General features: G+C 66.8%; 20 protein-coding genes. 8 read left to right on the forward strand and 12 right to left on the reverse strand.

All coding sequences use genetic code 11. The features are described 5' to 3' along the window. Positions 1 to 2: 2 nt before the first annotated feature. Entirely contained in the window at positions 3 to 1,610 is a 1,608-nt protein-coding gene (locus E4O86_RS01655; protein WP_161138778.1) for a carboxyl transferase domain-containing protein, read from the reverse strand. Positions 1,611 to 1,774: 164 nt separating this feature from the next. Between E4O86_RS01655 and E4O86_RS01660 the strand changes: the two genes are divergently transcribed. Next, the gene (locus tag E4O86_RS01660) at positions 1,775 to 2,371 is read left to right on the forward strand and encodes a TetR/AcrR family transcriptional regulator (RefSeq protein WP_161138779.1); all 597 of its coding nucleotides are present in this window, start codon (positions 1,775 to 1,777) and stop codon (positions 2,369 to 2,371) included. A gap of 208 nt (positions 2,372 to 2,579) precedes the next feature. Here the strand turns inward: E4O86_RS01660 and E4O86_RS01665 are convergent, their stop codons facing one another. From E4O86_RS01665 to E4O86_RS01690, 6 genes are read right to left on the reverse strand one after another with little or no spacing between them, the layout of a single operon-like run. After that, a complete protein-coding gene (locus E4O86_RS01665; protein WP_161138780.1) occupies positions 2,580 to 3,812 on the reverse strand; it encodes a metal-dependent hydrolase family protein in 1,233 nt (410 codons plus the stop codon). 24 nt (positions 3,813 to 3,836) lie between these two features. After that, entirely contained in the window at positions 3,837 to 4,634 is a 798-nt protein-coding gene (locus E4O86_RS01670) for an ABC transporter permease (RefSeq protein WP_161138781.1), read from the reverse strand. After that, a complete protein-coding gene (locus E4O86_RS01675; RefSeq protein WP_161138782.1) occupies positions 4,627 to 5,439 on the reverse strand; it encodes an ABC transporter permease in 813 nt (270 codons plus the stop codon). The genes E4O86_RS01670 and E4O86_RS01675 overlap by 8 nt, the downstream gene beginning before the upstream one ends. Before the next feature lie 22 nt (positions 5,440 to 5,461). Further along, positions 5,462 to 6,535, reverse strand: a complete 1,074-nt coding sequence (locus E4O86_RS01680; protein WP_161138783.1) for an ABC transporter ATP-binding protein — start codon at positions 6,533 to 6,535, stop codon at positions 5,462 to 5,464. Between the two features lie 17 nt (positions 6,536 to 6,552). Next, entirely contained in the window at positions 6,553 to 7,623 is a 1,071-nt protein-coding gene (locus tag E4O86_RS01685; protein ID WP_161138784.1) for an extracellular solute-binding protein, read from the reverse strand. Between the two features lie 41 nt (positions 7,624 to 7,664). Further along, complete coding sequence (locus E4O86_RS01690) at positions 7,665 to 8,357, reverse strand: DUF1028 domain-containing protein (RefSeq protein WP_281351509.1); 693 nt, start codon at positions 8,355 to 8,357, stop codon at positions 7,665 to 7,667. A gap of 140 nt (positions 8,358 to 8,497) precedes the next feature. On the opposite strand from E4O86_RS01690, the gene E4O86_RS01695 reads away from it, so the two are divergent. Both E4O86_RS01695 and E4O86_RS01700 read left to right on the forward strand, forming a co-directional pair. Further along, entirely contained in the window at positions 8,498 to 9,517 is a 1,020-nt protein-coding gene (locus tag E4O86_RS01695) for a LacI family DNA-binding transcriptional regulator (RefSeq protein ID WP_161138786.1), read from the forward strand. Between the two features lie 186 nt (positions 9,518 to 9,703). Further along, positions 9,704 to 11,176 carry a D-2-hydroxyacid dehydrogenase family protein gene (locus E4O86_RS01700; protein ID WP_343039065.1) on the forward strand — a complete coding sequence of 491 codons (1,473 nt, stop codon included), beginning with the start codon at positions 9,704 to 9,706 and terminating at the stop codon, positions 11,174 to 11,176. A 34-nt stretch (positions 11,177 to 11,210) separates the two neighbouring features. On the opposite strand, the gene E4O86_RS01705 is transcribed toward E4O86_RS01700, so the two are convergent. Together E4O86_RS01705 and E4O86_RS01710 are read right to left on the reverse strand one after the other, a co-directional pair. Further along, positions 11,211 to 11,978: a class I SAM-dependent methyltransferase gene (locus tag E4O86_RS01705; RefSeq protein ID WP_161138787.1), complete on the reverse strand. Its 768-nt coding sequence runs from the start codon at positions 11,976 to 11,978 to the stop codon at positions 11,211 to 11,213. Between the two features lie 95 nt (positions 11,979 to 12,073). Beyond that, entirely contained in the window at positions 12,074 to 12,856 is a 783-nt protein-coding gene (locus tag E4O86_RS01710) for a 3-hydroxybutyrate dehydrogenase (protein WP_161138788.1), read from the reverse strand. 149 nt (positions 12,857 to 13,005) lie between these two features. Here E4O86_RS01710 and ispG point away from each other — a divergent pair, with 149 nt between their 5' ends. After that, complete coding sequence (ispG, locus tag E4O86_RS01715) at positions 13,006 to 14,265, forward strand: flavodoxin-dependent (E)-4-hydroxy-3-methylbut-2-enyl-diphosphate synthase (protein WP_161138789.1); 1,260 nt, start codon at positions 13,006 to 13,008, stop codon at positions 14,263 to 14,265. After that, on the forward strand, positions 14,255 to 14,854 hold the full coding sequence (locus tag E4O86_RS01720) for a tRNA-specific adenosine deaminase (RefSeq protein ID WP_161138790.1): 600 nt from the start codon (positions 14,255 to 14,257) through the stop codon (positions 14,852 to 14,854). Before ispG ends, E4O86_RS01720 begins: the two co-directional genes overlap by 11 nt. Positions 14,855 to 14,865: 11 nt before the next feature. Here the strand turns inward: E4O86_RS01720 and E4O86_RS01725 are convergent, their stop codons facing one another. Continuing rightward, positions 14,866 to 15,399, reverse strand: a complete 534-nt coding sequence (locus E4O86_RS01725) for a DUF6790 family protein (protein WP_161138791.1) — start codon at positions 15,397 to 15,399, stop codon at positions 14,866 to 14,868. A 49-nt stretch (positions 15,400 to 15,448) separates the two neighbouring features. Here E4O86_RS01725 and E4O86_RS01730 point away from each other — a divergent pair, with 49 nt between their 5' ends. From E4O86_RS01730 to E4O86_RS01740, 3 genes are all read left to right on the forward strand, one after another. Beyond that, positions 15,449 to 16,135 (forward strand): DNA-3-methyladenine glycosylase family protein, encoded by a 687-nt coding sequence (locus E4O86_RS01730; RefSeq protein WP_161138792.1) that lies wholly within the window; start codon positions 15,449 to 15,451, stop codon positions 16,133 to 16,135. Between the two features lie 9 nt (positions 16,136 to 16,144). Then, the gene (locus E4O86_RS01735) at positions 16,145 to 16,792 is read left to right on the forward strand and encodes an alpha/beta hydrolase (RefSeq protein ID WP_161138793.1); all 648 of its coding nucleotides are present in this window, start codon (positions 16,145 to 16,147) and stop codon (positions 16,790 to 16,792) included. 190 nt (positions 16,793 to 16,982) lie between these two features. Continuing rightward, complete coding sequence (locus tag E4O86_RS01740; RefSeq protein ID WP_161138794.1) at positions 16,983 to 17,540, forward strand: HNH endonuclease; 558 nt, start codon at positions 16,983 to 16,985, stop codon at positions 17,538 to 17,540. Here E4O86_RS01740 and E4O86_RS01745 read toward each other — a convergent pair. Together E4O86_RS01745 and E4O86_RS01750 are read right to left on the reverse strand one after the other, a co-directional pair. Beyond that, positions 17,513 to 18,061, reverse strand: a complete 549-nt coding sequence (locus E4O86_RS01745) for a disulfide bond formation protein B (RefSeq protein ID WP_205520627.1) — start codon at positions 18,059 to 18,061, stop codon at positions 17,513 to 17,515. The genes E4O86_RS01740 and E4O86_RS01745 overlap by 28 nt on opposite strands. Continuing rightward, positions 18,058 to 18,639, reverse strand: a complete 582-nt coding sequence (locus tag E4O86_RS01750) for a YqaA family protein (RefSeq protein ID WP_161138795.1) — start codon at positions 18,637 to 18,639, stop codon at positions 18,058 to 18,060. The genes E4O86_RS01745 and E4O86_RS01750 overlap by 4 nt, the downstream gene beginning before the upstream one ends. Positions 18,640 to 18,746: the final 107 nt, after the last annotated feature.

Genomic DNA, 18,746 nt, shown 5'->3' on the forward strand with positions numbered 1-18,746 from the left:
GGCTACATCCTGAACACGCCGAACCTTGTCGGCTCGATTGGAGCGTTGCGACCGGCACTGAGCGCCAGTGCGAGTATCCGCCGCGTATCGGCCGGGTCGATCACACCGTCGTCCCAGAGCCGCGCCGTGGAGTAATAGGGGTGGCCCTGCTGCTCGTACTGTTCGCGGATCGGGGCGCGGAAAGCTTCCTCGTCCTCGGCGCTCCACACGCCACCCTTCGCTTCGATCGCTTCGCGCCGCAGCAGCGACAGCACGCTGGCAGCCTGCTCGCCGCCCATGACAGAGATGCGGGCATTCGGCCACATCCAAAGGAAGCGCGGCGAATAGGCTCTGCCGCACATGCCGTAGTTGCCGGCGCCGTAGCTCCCCCCGACAACGACCGTATATTTCGGCACATTAGTCGTGGAGACGGCGGTCACCAGCTTGGCGCCATCCTTGGCGATGCCGCCGGCCTCGTACCTCTTCCCGACCATGAAACCGGTGATGTTCTGCAGGAAGACCAGAGGAATCTCCCGCTGGCTGCACAGCTCGATGAAGTGGGCGCCCTTCTGCGCGCTTTCGCTGAACAGGATGCCGTTGTTGGCGACGATCCCGACCGGATGGCCCCAGATATGGGCGAAACCACACACCAGCGTCGCGCCGTAGCGCGCCTTGAACTCGTCGAACTCCGATGCGTCGACGATGCGGGCGATGATGTCACGGATGTCGAAAGGCTTGCGCTGGTCCACGGGAACGATGCCGTAGAGCTCTTCCGCCGGGTATAGCGGTTCGCGCGCTGGAATGAGGCCGCGCGCCGACTTCTCCGGATGACCCAGACCCGCGATGATCCGGCGGGCGATGCCGATGGCATGGGCGTCGTCGGTCGCATGGTGATCCGCGACACCCGACTGCCGCGTGTGGACATCCGCACCGCCGAGTTCCTCCGCGGTCACCACTTCGCCGGTCGCCGCCTTGACCAGGGGCGGCCCGCCCAGGAAGATCGTGCCCTGGTTGTGGACGATGATGCTCTCGTCACACATCGCCGGCACGTAGGCCCCACCTGCCGTGCAGGAGCCCATGACGATGGCGATCTGTGGGATGCCGGCCGCCGACATCCGCGACTGGTTGTAGAAGATGCGGCCAAAATTCCGCTCATCGGGAAAGATCTCGTCCTGCAACGGCAGGAATGCGCCCCCGGAATCCACCATGTAGATGCACGGCAACCGGTTCTGCATGGCGACATCCTGCGCCCGGAGATGCTTCTTCACCGTCAGCGGATAGTAGGCGCCACCTTTTACCGTCGCATCGTTGGCGACGATCATGCACTCCCGGCCGCTGACCCGACCGATGCCGGTGACGATGCCGGCGCTCGGTACCTCGTCGCCATAGAGGCCGAAGGCGGCCATGGCTCCTAGCTCCAGGAAGGGCGAACCCGGATCGACGAGGAGGTCGATGCGATCGCGGGCGAGGAGCTTGCCGCGCGATACGTGCCTGGCCCGGGCCTCCTCGCTGCCGCCACGGCCGATTCCTTCGAGTCGCGAATGGAAATCCTCGACGAGCGCACGCATTGACGCCGTGTTCGAAGAGAAGAAGGGGAGGCGGGGATCCACCCCGTTCGCAAGCACTGCCATACCCATTCCTCCCGTCGATGGCATCGTGTTCCGCCATTGTCTTCGCAGCCGAAGACCTGCGCAATAAAGAAACGGTTGGCCGGTTCATTATGAGTTGCGTTTTGAATGTCAAGCGTGCAGGTCGTATGCACCAAGCCAAACGGCGAACGGCAGGAGAGGGCCTAATGGTGCGACCCGTAGGTTCCGATGGCGTGCGGACGGAAGCCGCAATACGTGACGCTGCGATCCATCTCATCGCCGCCAAGGGGTTCGAGGCTGTCACCCTGCGCGGAATCGCGAAGCAGGTCGGCATCCAGGCAAGCTCGCTGTACCGCTATTACCCAAGCAAGAGCGAACTCCTCATGACGATCATTACCGCCCATATGGAGGATCTCCTCGAGCGATGGGCTGAGGCGGAGCCGGCTGGCGGCAGTGCTCTGGAACGTCTCGATGCGTTCATCGAATTCCATGTGAGCTATCATTCCTCCAAGCCGACGGAGGTCTTCATTGCCAACATGGAGATGCGCGCCCTTGCGGCGGAGGACCGGAAGACTGTCGTGGCGATGCGCAAGCGCTACGAGGCCATCCTGCTCCAGATCCTCCTCGACGGCGTCGAGGAAGGGGTGTTTTCCGTGCCGGATGCGCGGGTCGCCACCTTTGCCATCCTCGCAATGTTGACCGGGCTTACCGTCTGGTATCAGGAGGGAGGGCGACTATCGAAAGACGAATTGGTCGCCTGTTATTCCAAGCTCGTGACGACGGGTCTGAGCAGCGTCGCTTGACGTTCCACCGTCGCTGTACGGCATATACGAACAGCAAAATGAGGTGGGACGTCAGGCCAGACGACGTCCCTGAAGCACTGCAAGTCAGTAACCTGAGAATGATAAACTCGGGCGACCGTTAGATTTCTTGAATCAGCCAGTTCGCCCTCTGTGCTTGTGGGTAGGATCGAGGCTGTCAGCGGATCCGACTCGCCGGAAAGGATGCAGGCTATTCGTCCTGCTTCACGAATTCGCCGTCCTGCATGATGAACGGCATGTGGCGTCCCTGCTCGGTAAGCAGGCGCAGATCGCCCACCGGGTCGCCGTCGACCACGATCAGATCCGCTCGCGCTCCTGGCTCCAGAATCCCGATCTCGCCTTCCATCTCGAGCAGTTCCGCCGCGACAACCGTGGCGGAGCGGATCACCTCGATTGCCGGTAGCACTTCCGCGCGCAGCAGGAATTCGTGCGATTGGTGGCGGTGCATGACGCCCATGAGATCGGTGCCGAAGGCCATCGGCACGCCCGCGGCCGCGAGGATGTCCAGCGCCTCCTTGCCCCTGGCGAGCACAGTCTCCACCTTCGCGATGGCATGGTCGGGAATGCCGACCTCGCGGCCTTCGGTCTTGTTGGCCCAGAAGATCACCATGGTCGGGCAGGCATAGGCGCCCTTTTCCTTCATCAGCCGGGCGGTTTGCGGCTCGATCAGGCTGGCGTGCTCGATCGAGCGGACGCCGAGGCGAACCGCGCGCTCGATGGATTCGTCGGTATAGAGATGGGCGGCGACATAGGTGTGCGCCTTTTCCGCCTCCTCGACGATTGCGGCGATCTCGTCCTCGGCAAAACCAAGAAATTCGATGCGGTCGGTCGGCGAGGAGACGCCGCCATTGGCCATGATCTTGATGTAGTCGGCGCCCTTGCGGATCTCGTCTCGCGCTGCCTGCCGGCACTCGGCGATGCCGTCGCAGATTCGCCCCAGGGCACCCAGGCGGTCGGCCTGCACGTGGGCGGGCGTCGTGTCGTAGCGGCCGCGGAAATCGGCGTGGCCGCCGGTCTGCGACAGGGCCTTCCCGCCGATCACGAGGCGCGGACCGGCGATCAGACCGGATTTCTGGGCCTCGACCAGCGCATATGTCGCGCCGCCGGCATCGCGCACGGTCGTGAAGCCTCGATGGAGCATGCCTTGCATGATCTTCGCCGCGTGCAGCGCCACCAGCGCATCCGGCATAAGCCCGTTCAGGCCCAGATTGGTCATGGCCGCGCAGACATGCACGTGGCAGTCGATCAATCCCGGCATCAACGTTCGGCCCTTCAGGTCGATGGTGCGGGCGCTCTGAGATTTGATCGGGCGGTCGGAAATCTCCGCGAGGCGGTCGCCGGAAACCCGCAGATGGTGGTCCGGGAGGCCGTCCTCGGTGCGGCCGTCGAGAAGCCGCGCATTCGCGAAGATGATGTCCGCCATGTCGTTGATCGCCTCCTTTCGAATTCAGGCCCGAACCGTGCCGATAAAACGCTGTACCAGGATCAGGAGCACGCTGATGATCGATACCTGCAGCGTCGCCGCCGCCGCGATGGTCGGATCGTTGTTCCATTCCATCTCGGCGAGGATGCGGATCGGCAGGGTGGTCGTGTCGCCGGCAGAGAGGAACAGCGCGATGTTCACATCGCTGAAGGAAACGATGAAGGCGAAGACCGCCCCTGACAGCATGCTGGAGCGCAGCAGGGGCAGGGTCGCCATCATGAACGCGCGTGCCGGCGGCGCGCCGAGGTTGCGTGCGGCCTCCTCAATCCTCGGGTCGATCCCGCCTATGCCGGCGAGTACGGCGCGGATCACATAGGGCGTGCAGATCACGACATGGCCGATCCCGAGCGTCACCAGGGTCAGCGGGACATTGGCGCGCGCGAACAGCAGGAACAGCGCCACGCCCAGCAATATCTGCGGGAACACGACCGGTGTCAGGAAGAAGACCTCGAGCGCCGAGCGTCCGAGGAATCGGCCCCTGGTCAAACCCACGGCCGCCAGGGTGCCGACTACGAGCGAAGCCGCGGCCACGGTCAGCGCGAGCGGAAGGCTGGTCAGGAAAAGCGCGTTCAGAAGAGGCCCGGCATGAAGCAGGTTGGAGAACCAGTGGAGGGTCAGGCCGCGTGGCGGAAATTCGTAGGTCGCCGACTCGCCGAGTGCGATCAGCACTACCACCGTCATCGGCAGCAACATGAAGCACAGGACGGCAGCGGCCGGCACCAGGAAGAGCCGGCGGAGCGGCGAGAAGCGGCGGTCAGACATCGGTCGCTCTCCGCGAAGCGCGCAGGGCCGCGAAGATCAGGACGCTGAGCAGCACCAGCAGGGCGATCGAAAAGGCGGCCGCCGCCGGCCAGTCGAAGGCGACCAGCACGTCGTCGTAGATCTGCTGGGCGATCATCCGCACCGCGTGGCCGCCCATGATCGCCGGCACCACATAGGCGCTCGAGGATATGCCGAAGCACAGCAGAGCCCCTGAGGTCAGGCCGGAGGCGCTGAGCGGCAGTATTACCAGCCGGAAGGTCTGGAATGGAGTGGCCCCGAGATTGGCGGCCGCCTCCTCGACGGCGGGAGAAATGCGATCGAGCGCGGGGACCAGCGAGAACACCATGAAGGGCAGGGCGAACTCCACCAGGCCGACGACGACCGATGGCTCGGTGTTTAGCAGGGTCTGCACCTCGATGCCGAGCTTCTGAAGCATCCGGACAGCAGGACCGCCGCGCCCGAGCAGGATGAACCAGCCGAACACCTTGACCACCACGCTGGTCATCAGCGGCACCATGACCAGGCAGGTCAGCACTGTGCGCGCCAGCGGCTGCGAGCGGACGATCACATAGGCCAGGGGATAGGCCAGCGTCGCCCCGATGAGCGTCGCGATGGCCGCGAGGCGGACGGTGTCGAAGATGATGTCGAGATAGAAGCCCTCGAAGACGCGCTGATAGTTTGCCATCGTCAGCCCGACGCCGCCGATCGACGTCACCGACTGGTTTCTCGCGCTGATCTCGACCAGCCCGGCGATCGGGACGACGAGAAAGGCAAGCAGCAGCAGCAGGTAGGGAACGAAAAGCAATCCGGTTCTCGCCCGCATCCGCTCAGGCCCTTACGAAGGTGGCGCCGGGGCCGGTGATGGTTAGCGCGACGCGGCCGTCGAAGCTGCGGTCGGCGTGCGCGACGATAGGCGGGGCGTCGGATTGGGCGCCATCGAGGCGTACGAATATCTCGGTCCTGTCGCCGCCGTAGGAATGGCCGATGGCGGTGCCCGTGAGGCACGAGCCGGAGACGGTATCCTCCCCGCCGATGCTCAGGCTCTCCGGCCGGATGCTCAGCCAATGCCGGCCGCTCTGGCGCGGGTCGGCATCGGCGGCGATGACGATTCGCTGGTCCTCGTTCAGCCGCACCGACCACATGCCGTCGCCCGCCGGCTCGATTTCACTGATTTCCAGGAGATTGGAGGAGCCGATGAAATCGGCGATGAAGCGGGTGTCCGGCCGGTCGTAGATCTCTCGCGGCGAGCCCATCTGCTCGATTCTGCCCTCGGAGAGGACCACGATCTTGTCGGACATGGCGAGCGCTTCGTCCTGGTCGTGGGTCACGTGGACGAAGGTCATGTTGAGGTCCTGCTGCATGGCGCGAAGCTCGCGCCTCATGTGGAGCCGCAGCTTGGCGTCGAGGCTCGACAGCGGTTCGTCGAGCAGCATGATTTCGGGGCGCAGCACCAGGGCGCGCGCGATTGCCACCCGCTGCTGCTGGCCGCCCGACAATTGCGCCGGATAGCGGTCGGCGAGATGCGAGAGGCCGACGAGTTCGAGGGTCTCGCCGACCCGGCGCGCCGTCTCTTCCTTGCCGGTCCTGCGCAGCCGCAGCCCGAAGGCGACGTTGCGCGCGACGGTCAGATGCGGGAACAGCGCGAAGCTCTGAAACACCAGGCCCACGCGCCGGCGATGCGGCGCTTCCCGCGAGACGTCCTTGCCGTTCAGCTCGATCCTGCCGCCGTTCACCGGCTCGAAACCGGCGATGCAGCGCAGCAGGGTCGATTTTCCGCAGCCGGAAGGACCGAGCAGGGAGATGAACTCCCCCTGCTCGGCGGAGAAGCTGACTGGGCCGATCACCGTGGCGTTGCCATAGTCTCTGGTGACGTCGACCAGATTGAGGATGGGCCGAGTCATTGCGATGCTTTCCTTCGTCAGCCGAGGATCTCGCGGTTCCACCGTTCGAGCGCGGCGCTGCGGCTGGCGTGAATCTTGCCCCAGTCGAGCTTCACGACCTTTTCCAGGGCCGATTCAGGAACGGCATAGTGCTCCATCTCGGGCGGCAGCTTCACCGTGCGGTTCGACGGGGGGTAGCGGAAGATCCGCGTCATGTTGAGCTGGAGTTCGCCGTCGAGGGTGGCATTCACGAAGTGATTGGCCTCTTTGGCGAAACCCGTGCCCTTGGGTACGATGAAGCCATTGTGGGGCTGCAGGCTGGCGTCCACATACGCCATGGCAAGCGGCACGCCGGATTCCTGCAGGGCGAAGGTCCGGCCGTTCCAGTAAGGCATCATCACGATGGTCTCGTCGGAATACGCCTTGATCGCCTGCTCCTGGTTCTTGATCAGGAGCGCTCCGTTCTTCTTGAAGAGGTCGGAGATCGCCTCGACCGCCGGGTCGATATTGTCCTCGTCGCCACCCAGATGCTTGTTGATGGCGTGTAGCCACATCAGGCCATAATACCCGAAGTCCGGCACGCCGATCTTGCCCTTGAGCGACGCCGCCCATAAGTCGTCCCAGCTCGTCGGCGCCGACGCCAGCTTGGTGTTGTAGGTGATCGAGATGAACGGCACTGTCATCGCTGACGCCCAGTGCTTGAGGCCGTTACGTTCCGGCTGATGGGCGGTGGGGAAGACGTCCTTGTAGTTGGTGACGATGTCGAGATCGAGGTCCTGCAGGACGCCAGCGTCGGCGGCCATGTAGTGCTCGATATCGAGGAAGTCGGCCGTCGAGAACGGCGGGTTGTCGGGCTGCGCGAGCAGGCGCGAGATCATCGCCGGGTAGGGTGCGTCGAGGTAACTGGGCTCGGCGGCCAGCGTGCCCGACTGGATCAGTGACGGGACGAAGGACTTCTTGATGCCGTCTCCCCAGCTTCCTCCGAGGGTGCCAACAGTGAACTGGCTGTCGGCCCAGGCCGCACGGGGCGCGACGGCGCCCATCATGGCCAGACTGGCCGCGCCATATTTCAGAACCGCGCGGCGGGTGGGATTCGATAGGTCGCTCATGATGATCTCCTTGGCTGCGTGTCGGGGAGCCGGCACCGGTTTCAGACATTCATGGGTGAATCGACGAGGGGCTTCAGTTCGTTGGGGGCAAGGACCTGTTTGACGAAGAGCTGCTGGTGCGGCTCGTAGAAATTCCAGAGCGCGCGCAGCGACTTCAGCGGCGCTTCGTCCCAGTCGATGCGGAGATCGACGAGGGGCCAGGCTTCGCGGTCGGCGATGAGGAGGCCGGCGGAACGGATCGGTTTCGTCTCGCCGCCGGCTTCGTATCCGGCATCGACGGCGGCCAGCAGCCGTTCGGCGAAAGACATTCCGGACGCGCCTTCATAGGCCTCAACCATGATCTGCGGAATGTCAGCGCTGGCGATGAAATTGCCGGTCGAGACGCAGGCGTTTCCGACAAAGCCGGTATTGATGTTGGTGATCTCGGGGCCGGTATAGAATGCCGCGCGTCCATGCCGGTCGACGGCGGCGAACTGACGCTCGCCGGGATGGTCGTTGGCCAAGGCGAGCACCTTCACCGTTTCCTGCGCCGAGCAGCCTTGCGACAACAGATCGAGCCCGATCGGGCCGGCGCGGGTATCCGTGCGGTGCTGTGTCGTCACGGCGCCGACGCCGGCGCGGACCCAAGGGCAGCGGTTGGCGACGGCCACTGCGGAAGAGGTGAGGGCGATCCCGAACATGCCGGTTTCCGGGTCTCGGGCGATGAGAGAGAAGGTCACAGTGCCGCTTTCCATTGGTATTGTAGCGCTACAATCGCAAAGGAAATTGCTTTGTCAACTGGCCTTCAGCACTATTTTAGCGATACAATGCCGAACTACTAAATTTGCGCATTTCTTGTGCAATGCGTGATCAAGTATTAGGCGGAGAGAAAGAGATGGGGAGCGAACAGAAGCGCCGCGGTTCCGGCATCACCATGAGCGATGTTGCCCGCGCCGTAGGCGTGTCCGCCATGACGGTATCCAACACGTTCCGCAATCCCGACATCGTGCAGCCGGAGACGCGCAAGCGGGTTCTGGCGATCGCCTCGAAACTCGGTTACGTGCCGAACTCCATCGCCGGCAACCTGACTTCGGGACAGAGCCGGGTGATCGCCGTCGTGACGCCGTCGATCCGCAACTCCAATTTCGCCGACATGATCATCTGTCTCGAGCGCGCGCTTACGCGCGCGGGCTATCATCTGATCATCTCCATGGTCGAAACCGATGAAAAGGAGTTGCCGGCGATGACCGCCCTGGTGGGAAGGCGCGTCGACGGCATCGTCATCGCCGGTAACATACTCACCGAAAGCGCCCGGGAACTCCTGCGCAAGACGACGATCCCCGTTGTCGAGACCTGGAACATCAACGGCCCCGCCATCGACATGGTGGCCGGATTCTCGGAGCGCGACGCGGGCGAGAGCGCGACGCGCCTGCTGATCGAATCTGGATGCCGTCGCATCGGCCTGCTTTGCGTCGATAACCCGCTGCACAGCCGGTACGGCGAGCGCCAACGCGGTTTCGAGGACGCTCTGAAGCGCGCCGGACTGGACAGCGGGCTCGTCGTCAGAATTGCCGACAAGAGCGGCTATGGTGGGGGCGCGACTGGAATTGCCGACCTCATCGACCGCGCGGCGGATCTCGATGGGGTGTTCTGCATGACCGACGTGCTAGCGGTGGGGGCGCTCTTCGAGTGCCAGCGCCGCGGCATCCAGGTTCCCTCGGACCTGTCGATCGTCGGGTTCGGCGATTACGAGATAGCCAAGCAGATCCCGCCCGGCCTGACCACGGTCCATTCGCCCGGCGACCGCATAGGCGAGGTGGCCGCCGAGCTCATCCTCGCCCGCCTGAACGGCGATCCCGGCGTAAACCGCCGTGTCGACACGGGCTTTCATCTGGTGCGGCGCGGCTCGGCATAGAGCCTTCGCCGGCAATCCTTTCCCAGTGACGAAATCATACCGGTTCGGCACGCCGCAGCGTGCCCCTGCTTCAGCCTTTTGCCGCGTGGGCAACGGTGCCGTCCACGGCCTCGACCAGGCGCGTGGCGCAGGCCTCGCACGATATCAGGGGAGGCCGAAGCCGGTCGGCAGCGCCATGTTGACCACGTGCCGGTGCTCAAGTTCGTCAATCCCATCGGCGTCGGAACCTGGGAGACGACGGCCTGGCCGATTCCGAACGTTTCCCAGACCACGACGGTGCAGTCCCGCCCGGACGGATCGTTCGGCCGGGTCGTCACCACCACCGGGCGGGGCATGCCGGGCATCGCGGAGGCGATCTCCGGCACGTGCATCGTCCAGGCGGTGACGGCCGACCGCTTCACCCTGGAGATGACGCCGCAGCACCGGCCTCCGGCGACTGCGTCCTACCGCCGGGTGGACGAGGAGACCTTGACGGACACCACGAGCGGCACCCGGTCGCGCCGCGCGGTGAGGCGCCGCGCCTTGATCCGCCCGCCCCGAGGCGGGGGTCGTCGTCCTGCCGGGCCTCGGGCGCAGGTCGAATTCCGAGGCGTCGAGGGGTGGCCGCGCGCCATTGCCTTCCATCCGCGACGGCGGAATAGTGCGGCCTCCCGCCCGCGGCATGTCTTCCACGGACCTCCCATGAAGATCGCCATTCTCGACGACTACCAGAATGTCGCGTTGCAGGCGGCCGACTGGTCCGAGGTGCTGGCCTCCGCCGAGGTGACGGTTTTCGACCGGCCGATCCCGATGGCGGAAGCCGCCGGCGCGCTCGCGCCGTTCGACGCGATCTGCACCATCCGCGAACGGATGCCGATCCCGCGCGCGCTCCTCGAGGCGCTGCCGAACCTGAAGCTCGTCTGCATCACGGGGAAATATCACCGCACGCTCGACGCCCGCGCGGCCGCGGAGCGGAACATCTGCATCACCTATACTGAATCGCTCGGCACTGATCACAGGTCGACCTCGGAGCTCGCCTGGGGCCTCATCCTTGCGCTTGCCCGCCACATCCCGACGGAGGCCGAGGCGATGCGGAAGGGCGGCTGGCAGAACTCCGTGGGCATCACGCTCGCCGGCCGCACCCTCGGGCTCGTCGGCCTCGGGCGGCAGGGGAGCTACATGGTTCCGACCGCACGGGCGCTCGGCATGGAGGTGATCGCCTGGAGCCCGAATCTCACGGCCGAGAAGGCGGCGCAGAAGGGCGCCCGGCGGGTGGAGAAGGAGGAGCTCTTCGCCCGGAGCGACGTGGTGAGCCTTCACCTCGTGCTTTCGGAGCGCAGTCGCGGCATTGTCGGCGCGGCAGAGCTCGGCCTGATGAAGCCGACCGCCCTTCTCGTCAACACCGCGCGCGGTCCGATCGTCGACGAGCCGAGCCTCGTCGCGGCGCTAAAGGAGAAGCGGATCGCCGGTGCGGGCCTTGATGTCTACGACGTCGAGCCGCTGCCCGACGACCATCCGCTGCGCACGCTCCCCAATGCGATCCTGATGCCGCATCTCGGCTATAATGTCTGGGAGTTCTTCCAGACCGCGTTCGGCGACGTCGTCGCGAACATCCTTGCCTATCGAAGCGGACGCCCGATCCGCGTGCTCGACCCGGACCGGAACGCCAGTTCGCCCTGATGTCAGGCCGGTTCGGGGCGGAGCCGCGCCGCGATCAGATCGGCCGGAACTCGCGGCCCTGCCGCAGGCAGATCTCGTCGAGCCGGAGCGGTTCGCCGATCGGCGCCTTCATGTTCTTCCGCACGATGGCGTATTCCGACGTGACCGTAACGCTCTCGATCAGCCTGGGGCGGGCCGCGCAGGCCATCGAAAGCTCGAAGACGAAATTACTCATCGCTGGCTGGTCGCGCCAGAGGCTGGTGGTCTGCCAGGAGCCCGCCCAGTGCGCCCAGCCCCAGTCCTCGATCACGTAGAACCCGCCGGGGCGCAGGTGCGGAAAGGCGATCTCGAACGCCCGCCGGGTCGGCGCGTAGAGATGCGAGGCGTCGTCGATGATGAGGTCGATCGGCCCTTCGAACTCGGATGCGATGATCGCCGCGAGCTTCGCCTCGTCGTCCTGGGAGGTCTCATAGTGGATCGAGATCCGCCGGCCGAGCGGATGCGACGCGCGGACCGCGTCGAAGCCGGGCCTCGGCGCCGAAATGTCGACGCCGACGAGCTTCTCGGGCGCGAAGATCGCGGCGAGCAGAAGCGCGGAGCCTCCCTCCCAGACGCCGAGGTCGAGAATCTGCCGGCACGCGCGTCCCCGATAGAGGTTCACGTAGCGTTGGAAGAAGGCGCGCGGCTTGAGGACGATGACCTCGTCCGTCGTGGTCTGGTGCTTCTCGTACTCGGCCGTCACCACCCGGAACTTCAATCCCTCCATGACCGCCTCGAGTGGGGTGGCGGGGTCCCAGGCGCGAAGCCGTTCGAATGGTTCCATGGAGGCGCTCGATGGCGGAAGAGGAGTGATCTGCGGCGTTCCGGCCGCTGCCGCGAGCCGATCCGGCAGCCGCCGCGGCGAGGCTGTTGCGGAGTCTAGAGGGCGGTCCAGCCGCCGTCGATCGAAAGCGGCGCGCCGGTGATCTGTGCGGCGGCATCCGAACAGAGAAAGACGGTCATGGCGCCGATCGCCGAGGCCTCGACGAACTGCTTGGTCGGTTGGCGCTCCAGCATGACCTCCCGGATGACCTCCTCGCGTCCCATGTCGTGCGCCTTCATCTGGTCCGCGATCTGGCCCTCCACGAGCGGCGTGCGCACATAGCCGGGGCAGATGGCGTTGCAGGTGATCTGCGTCTCGGCGAGTTCGAGGGCAACCGTCTTGGTGAGGCCGAGAAGCCCGTGCTTCGCGGCGACATAGGCCGCCTTGAAGGGCGAGGCCGTCAGCCCGTGCGCGGAGGCGATGTTCACGATGCGGCCCCAGCCCGCCTCGCGCATGCCCGGCACGGCGGCGCGGATCGTGTGGAAGGCGGAGGAGAGGTTGATCGCGATGATCGCGTCCCAGCGCTCGGGCGGGAAGTCCTCGATCCGCGCCACATGCTGGACGCCGGCATTGTTGACGAGGACCTGGACGGGCCCGAACGCCGCGGCGGCGGCCGCGACGAGGGAGGCGCAGTCCTCGGGACGCGCCATGTCGGCGCGGCAGTAGATCGCGCCGACGCCGTGCGTCGCGGCGATCCGGTCCGCCAGCGCGCGGTCCTCGGCGGAATCGGTGAAGGAATTGAGGACGAGGTTCGCCCCCTCGGCGGCCAGCGCCTCGGCGATTGCGAGCCCGATCCCCGAGGTGGACCCCGTCACGACCGCGGTCTTGCCCCTCAGCATCGCCGATGTCCTCCGTCCGTCATGCTCCGCTTCTATCTATTGCAACGCAGCGAGGAACGCTATCATCCCGGCGCTTCCGGGTCGCCGCGCCGCGCCGCGTTGACTTCGCGCGTCCGGTTCGCCACCTCATCGCCATGAACGAGGTCCTGATGAACCTGTCCGATGCCCCCTCCGGGCCGAGCCCCCGCCGCCTCACGGTGCCGGTCGATGTCGGCGGCGTGACGGTCGGCGGCGGCGCTCCGATCGTCGTCCAGTCGATGACGAACACCGACACCGCCGACGTGGAGGCGACGGTCCGGCAGGTGGCGGCGCTCGCGCGCGCGGGCTCGGAGATCGTGCGCATCACGGTCGACCGCGACGAGGCGGCTGCCGCCGTGCCGCACATCAGGGACCGGCTCGCGCGGATGCGGGTCGACGTGCCGCTCGTGGGCGACTTCCACTATATCGGCCACAAGCTCCTCGCCGACCATCCGGCCTGCGCGGAGGCGCTCGCCAAGTACCGGATCAACCCGGGCAATGTCGGCTTCCGCGAGAAGAAGGACCGGCAGTTCGCGGCGATCGTGGAGACGGCGATCCGGAACGGGAAGCCGGTTCGGATCGGGGTCAACTGGGGCTCGCTCGACCAGGCGCTGCTGACGCGGCTCATGGACGAGAACGCCGCCTCGGTGGCGCCGATCTCCGCCGCCGCCGTCATGCGCGAGGCGATCGTGCAGTCGGCCATCCTCTCCGCGGAGATGGCCGAGGGGCTCGGTCTGCCGCGGGACCGCATCATCCTTTCCGCCAAGGTGAGCCAGGTTCAGGACCTCATCACGGTCTACCGCATGCTGGCGGCGCGCACCGACCATGCCCTCCATCTCGGGCTCACCGAGGCCGGCATGGGTTCGAAGGGGATCGTCGCCTCCTCCGCGGCGATGGGCATCCTGCTCCAGGACGGGATCGGCGACACGATCCGCGCCTCGCTCACCCCGGAGCCTGGCGGCGACCGCACGCTCGAGGTGAAGGTCGCGCAGGAACTCCTCCAGACGATGGGCTTCCGCGCCTTCGTGCCCGTCGTCGCCGCCTGCCCGGGCTGCGGCCGCACGACCTCGACGCTCTTCCAGGAACTCGCCAAGGAAATCCAGGACAATATCGCCGAGCGCATGCCGGTCTGGCGCGAGATCTATCCGGGCGTCGAAAGCATGCAGGTCGCCGTGATGGGCTGCATCGTGAACGGTCCGGGGGAATCGAAGCACGCCGATATCGGCATCTCGCTGCCGGGCACCGGCGAATCGCCCGCCGCCCCGGTCTTCATCGACGGCGTGAAGGCCATGACGCTGCGCGGCCCGACCATCGCGCGCGACTTCAAGGCGCTGGTCGAGGAATATGTCGAGAAGCGCTTCGGCGCGGCCAAGCGCGACGATGCCGCCTGAGGCGGGAGCGCGCGCCGCCCGGCTTCTCTCCGTCATCGAGGCCGAGATCGTGCCGCTGACCCGCGCCGGGGTGGCGGCAGGCAACAAGATCTTCGGGGCGGCGGTCCTGCGCAAGGCCGACCTGTCGCTGGTCGTCGCCGGCACCAACCGCGAGACTGCCAATCCGCTCTGGCACGGCGAGATCGCGACGCTCGACGCCTTCTTCGCGCTTCCGCAATCAAGCCGGCCGGCACCGGGGGACTGCGTCTTCCTCTCCACGCACGAGCCCTGTCCGCTCTGCCTTTCCGCCATCACCTGGGCCGGCTTCGACAATTTCACCTATCTCTTCGGCTATGCGGATACGCGCGACGCCTTTGCGATCCCGCACGATCTCAGGATCCTCGAGGAGGTGTTCGGGGTGCGGGACGGCGCGTACCGGCGGCAAAACGCCTATTGGACCGCCAGCTCCATCGCCGACCTCGTCGGGAACGCGCCCGAGCCGGAGCGACGCGGCCTGAATGCGCGCGTGGCCGCGCTCGCGCACGTCTATTCCGTGCTGTCGGAGGCCTATCACGCCGGGAAGGGCGCCGCCGGGATCCCGCTCGACTGAGCCTCGCCGCTTCAGGCCGCGACCGCCCGCCCGCGGGAAGCCGCCGGCCGCAGCGCCCCGTGGCGCCAGGCGTAGAGCCCGAGCCCGATCAGCGGCGTGAAGATGTCGGTGTAGAAGATCACGCCCGCATTGCCCGGGGCGAAATTGCCTGCCGTGACCATCTGGTAGACGTGCCCGCCGGCCGCGCCCCAGAGGAAGAAGGCGGGGCCGAGGATCGCGGCGAGCCGCATGCCCGCGCTGCCGCGGAAGGCGAGGAGGCCGACCACCGCGAAGCCGAGGCTCGCGAACCCGACCTCCGCCTGGAACGGGCTGTCCTCCCAGCCGATGAACCGGGCCGTCATCGCGCCGAAGAAGACGTGCATGACGAAATTGTAGAAGAAGGAGACGAAGATCGAGAAGAGGAGGTAGTAGGCGAGGAACGCCTCCGGGACGCGCTCCGGCCCGCCCCGCCTTCCCAGGGCGAGCGCGACGAACGCGGCCGCGAAGCCGAGGATCAGCACCGTCAGCGTGAAATTCTCCAGCGCCAGCCGGATCACCGTCTCCATCGTCGGGCTGCTCCCCTCGCTTCCGGAACCCGTCTATCATTGTCCGGCCATGCTAAGGACTCTTGAAGGAGCGGGCGCCCCTCCGGCGCGCCTCGTCCGTACCCTCGACGACGTCGACGCCGGTCTGGCGCATTTGACGGCGTCCGATCCGCGTCTCGCAGCCGTCCTCGAAACCGCAGGCGAGGTGCCGCTGCGGCGCCGGGCCGGCGGCTTCGAAGGGCTGGCGGCGATCATCACGGCCCAGCAGATCTCCGATGCCGCCGCCGACGCGATCTGGAGACGCGTCAGCGCCCTCGTCGCCCCGTTCACGCCGGAAGGCTTCCTTGCCGCGGATCCGGAGGCGCTCAAGGGCGCGGGGCTGTCGCGCCCCAAGGTCCGGACGCTCACCGCCATATCGGCCGCCTGCCGCGACGGCTTCGATCTCGATGCGCTCGAGGCGATGCCGGCGGAGGAGGCGGTGGCGGCCATGGTGGTCCATCCCGGGATCGGCCGCTGGACGGCGGAGATCTACCTGCTCTTCTGCCTCGGCCATCCGGACATCTTCCCGGCGGGGGACCTCGCGCTGCAGAACGCGGTCTGCGACGCCTTCGGCCTCGACAACCGTCCGAACGAGAAGGCGCTGCGTGCCATCGCCGAGCCGTGGTCGCCCTGGCGGGGCGTCGCGGCGCGGCTCTTCTGGTCGTATTATCGCGCCAGGCGCCAGAGGCCGTTGCGGGTCGTGCCCGACCTGCCTTAGCTAGCCGTCATGTTGGACGGACCCCGTATCGCCCCCGCCGCCGGCGGCGCAGCCCGCAGCCTCGTCGTGTTCCTGCACGGCTACGGCGCCGACGGAAACGACCTGATCGCCATCGGCCGGGAATGGTCGCGGGCGCTGCCTCACACGGCCTTCGCCGCGCCGCACGCCCCGCAGCCCTGCGCCGGCGCGCCGATGGGGCGGCAATGGTTTCCGCTCACCATGCGCGATCCGCACGAATATGCGCGCGGCGTGGCGGCGGCGCGTCCCGCGCTCGACGCCTTTCTCGATTCCGAGCTCGCGCGCCACGGGCTCGGCGACCGTTCGCTCGCTCTGGTCGGCTTCAGCCAGGGCACGATGATGGCGCTCCATGTCGGCCCGCAGCGGCGCGAGAGGATCGCCGGGATCGTCGGCTATTCGGGGCTCCTCGCCGACCCGCGCGCGCTCATGGCGGACGGCGTCAACAAGCCGCCGGTCTTTCTCCTTCACGGTGACCAGGACGATCTCATCCCCGTCGCCGCGCTCTTCGGCGCGGCCCAGGGCCTCGCGCAGGCGGAGATCCCGGTCGAGTGGCACGTCTCGCTCGGCCTGCCGCACGGGATCGATCCGGACGGCATCGCCTTCGGCGCCGGGTTCCTGCGGAACGTTCTGCCGCGCTGAGCCGCGGCCGACATGCGGCGCCTTGCCACGCCGACCACGGGCGAGGATCGGGCCCGCAGACCCGGAACCCGGGATTCCTCCCGGCGCGGCGCCGCCACGTGCTTCGGCTTCACAACACTGACATAGCCGCTGTAGACTATGGCCGGGTTCGGAGTGGAATCATGCCGACAGGCGAAACCCGAAAACCGGAATGACGATACACGTATCACCCGATGCGCATCCGGCCCTCGTGCTGAACGCCGACTACCGCCCGCTGAGCTATTATCCTCTGTCCCTCTGGTCGTGGCAGGACGCCGTCAAGGCGGTGTTCCTCGACCGCGTCAACATCGTCTCGGAATACGACTTCCAGGTCCGAAGTCCGCGCTTCGAGATGCGCCTGCCGAGCGTGGTCTCGCTGAAGCACTACATCAAGCCGAGCCGCAATCCCGCCTTCACCCGCTTCAACGTCTTTCTCCGCGATCGCTTCCAGTGCCAGTATTGCGGCTCGCCGGACGACCTGACCTTCGACCATCTGGTCCCGCGCTCCCGCGGCGGGCAGACCACCTGGGACAACGTCGTCACCGCCTGCTCGCCATGCAATCTCCGGAAGGGCAACAAGGCCTGCCAGGACATCGGCATGTGGCCGACGCAGCCGCCCTTCGAGCCGACCGTCCACGATCTCCACAACAACGGACGGCAGTTCCCGCCCAACTATCTGCATGAGAGCTGGCTCGACTATCTCTACTGGGACGCCGAGCTCGAGCCGTAGAGCCGCCTGAAGGCGAGCGCCGCGCCCGCGACGAGGAGGGCGGAGACGATGGCGTTCCAGCCCGCGAAGGAAAGGCCGAGAAGCCGCCAGGTCGCTTCGGTGCAGCTCGGGCCGTGCACGCCCGCCTGCAAGCTCTGGAGCATCGCGCCCGCGCTTCCCGGCACGCCGCCGGCCGGCGCGCAGCTCGCCGGGCCCGCCCAGAAGCCCCACTCGACCCCGGAATGGTAGATTGCGAGGCCGAAGCCGTAGAGCATCAGGCCCGCGAAGAGCGCGAGGAGGAGGCCGGCGAGCCAGCGGGGCGCGGCAAGGGCGATCGAGAGCCACGCTGCGAACGCGACCGGTACGCCGACATAATAGGGCCAGCGCTGCTCCAGGCAGAGCGCGCAGGGCTCGTATCCGCCGATATGCTCGAAGCCGAGTGCGCCGAGAATGGTCGCCGCGGAGACAAGGAGCAATACGAGCGCGATGGCCGAGGGGCTGTTGCGGAGGCGCGCGGCGGCGGGAAAGAGGGATTCGGTCAGAGCACGAACCTCACGAGGGCGAAGCCGCCGATGAGAAGCACGAGCGATACGGTGAAAACAAGGCCGAGCCGCTCTTCGATGAACCGCCGGACGGGCGGGCCGAACCAATAGAGGAGGGCGGCGACGGCGAAGAAGCGGAGACCGCGGGCGACGACGCTGGCGGCGAGAAAGACGGGGAGGGAAAGCTTCGTCGCGCCCGAGGCGATCGTGATCACCTTGAAGGGGAACGGCGTCACGCCCGCGAAGAGGACCGCCCAGGCGCCCCAGGCATTGTAGCTCGCCGCGAATTCGTGGAATGCCTCGCTGTAGCCGTAGAAGGCCAGGATCGGCATTGCGACGAGCTCGAAGAGGAGCGCGCCGACGAGATAGCCGGCGAGACCGCCCACGACCGAGGCAATCGTGCAGACGGTGGCGTACCACCACGCCTTGGCGCGATTGGCGAGAACCATCGGCACGAGCAGCGTGTCCGGGGGGATCGGGAAGACCGAGCTCTCGATGAAGGCGACGGTCGCGAGCGCCGCCGTGGCGCCGCGGCTCGCCGCCAGTCGCATCGTCCATTCGTAGAGAGCGCGCAGCATGGTGTCCCGGCGGCGGATGTCGCCCGCCTCTAGCCTGTTCGGCGCGCCCGCGCCAGCGCGGGCGAGAGGGCGGCGCACGCGAGGCGGAGCCGCCCGGCCCCGGACCC

This window comes from Propylenella binzhouense (genome assembly GCF_009866965.1).
GTDB lineage: Bacteria > Pseudomonadota > Alphaproteobacteria > Rhizobiales > Afifellaceae > Propylenella > Propylenella binzhouense.

Excerpts from the sequence above, each read along its gene's own strand:
- E4O86_RS01670 (WP_161138781.1), bottom strand. The coding sequence starts at position 4,634 with ATGTCTGACCGCCGCTTCTCGCCGCTCCGCCGGCTCTTCCTGGTGCCG.
- E4O86_RS01685 (WP_161138784.1), bottom strand. The coding sequence starts at position 7,623 with ATGAGCGACCTATCGAATCCCACCCGCCGCGCGGTTCTGAAATATGGC.
- E4O86_RS01695 (WP_161138786.1), top strand. The coding sequence starts at position 8,498 with ATGGGGAGCGAACAGAAGCGCCGCGGTTCCGGCATCACCATGAGCGAT.
- E4O86_RS01660 (WP_161138779.1), top strand. The coding sequence starts at position 1,775 with ATGGTGCGACCCGTAGGTTCCGATGGCGTGCGGACGGAAGCCGCAATA.
- E4O86_RS01735 (WP_161138793.1), top strand. The coding sequence starts at position 16,145 with ATGTTGGACGGACCCCGTATCGCCCCCGCCGCCGGCGGCGCAGCCCGC.
- E4O86_RS01655 (WP_161138778.1), bottom strand. The coding sequence starts at position 1,610 with ATGGCAGTGCTTGCGAACGGGGTGGATCCCCGCCTCCCCTTCTTCTCT.
- E4O86_RS01710 (WP_161138788.1), bottom strand. The coding sequence starts at position 12,856 with ATGCTGAGGGGCAAGACCGCGGTCGTGACGGGGTCCACCTCGGGGATC.
- E4O86_RS01690 (WP_281351509.1), bottom strand. The coding sequence starts at position 8,357 with ATGGAAAGCGGCACTGTGACCTTCTCTCTCATCGCCCGAGACCCGGAA.
- E4O86_RS01740 (WP_161138794.1), top strand. The coding sequence starts at position 16,983 with ATGACGATACACGTATCACCCGATGCGCATCCGGCCCTCGTGCTGAAC.
- E4O86_RS01705 (WP_161138787.1), bottom strand. The coding sequence starts at position 11,978 with ATGGAACCATTCGAACGGCTTCGCGCCTGGGACCCCGCCACCCCACTC.
- E4O86_RS01720 (WP_161138790.1), top strand. The coding sequence starts at position 14,255 with ATGCCGCCTGAGGCGGGAGCGCGCGCCGCCCGGCTTCTCTCCGTCATC.
- E4O86_RS01750 (WP_161138795.1), bottom strand. The coding sequence starts at position 18,639 with ATGCTGCGCGCTCTCTACGAATGGACGATGCGACTGGCGGCGAGCCGC.
- E4O86_RS01665 (WP_161138780.1), bottom strand. The coding sequence starts at position 3,812 with ATGGCGGACATCATCTTCGCGAATGCGCGGCTTCTCGACGGCCGCACC.
- E4O86_RS01725 (WP_161138791.1), bottom strand. The coding sequence starts at position 15,399 with ATGGAGACGGTGATCCGGCTGGCGCTGGAGAATTTCACGCTGACGGTG.
- E4O86_RS01680 (WP_161138783.1), bottom strand. The coding sequence starts at position 6,535 with ATGACTCGGCCCATCCTCAATCTGGTCGACGTCACCAGAGACTATGGC.
- E4O86_RS01730 (WP_161138792.1), top strand. The coding sequence starts at position 15,449 with ATGCTAAGGACTCTTGAAGGAGCGGGCGCCCCTCCGGCGCGCCTCGTC.
- ispG (WP_161138789.1), top strand. The coding sequence starts at position 13,006 with ATGAACCTGTCCGATGCCCCCTCCGGGCCGAGCCCCCGCCGCCTCACG.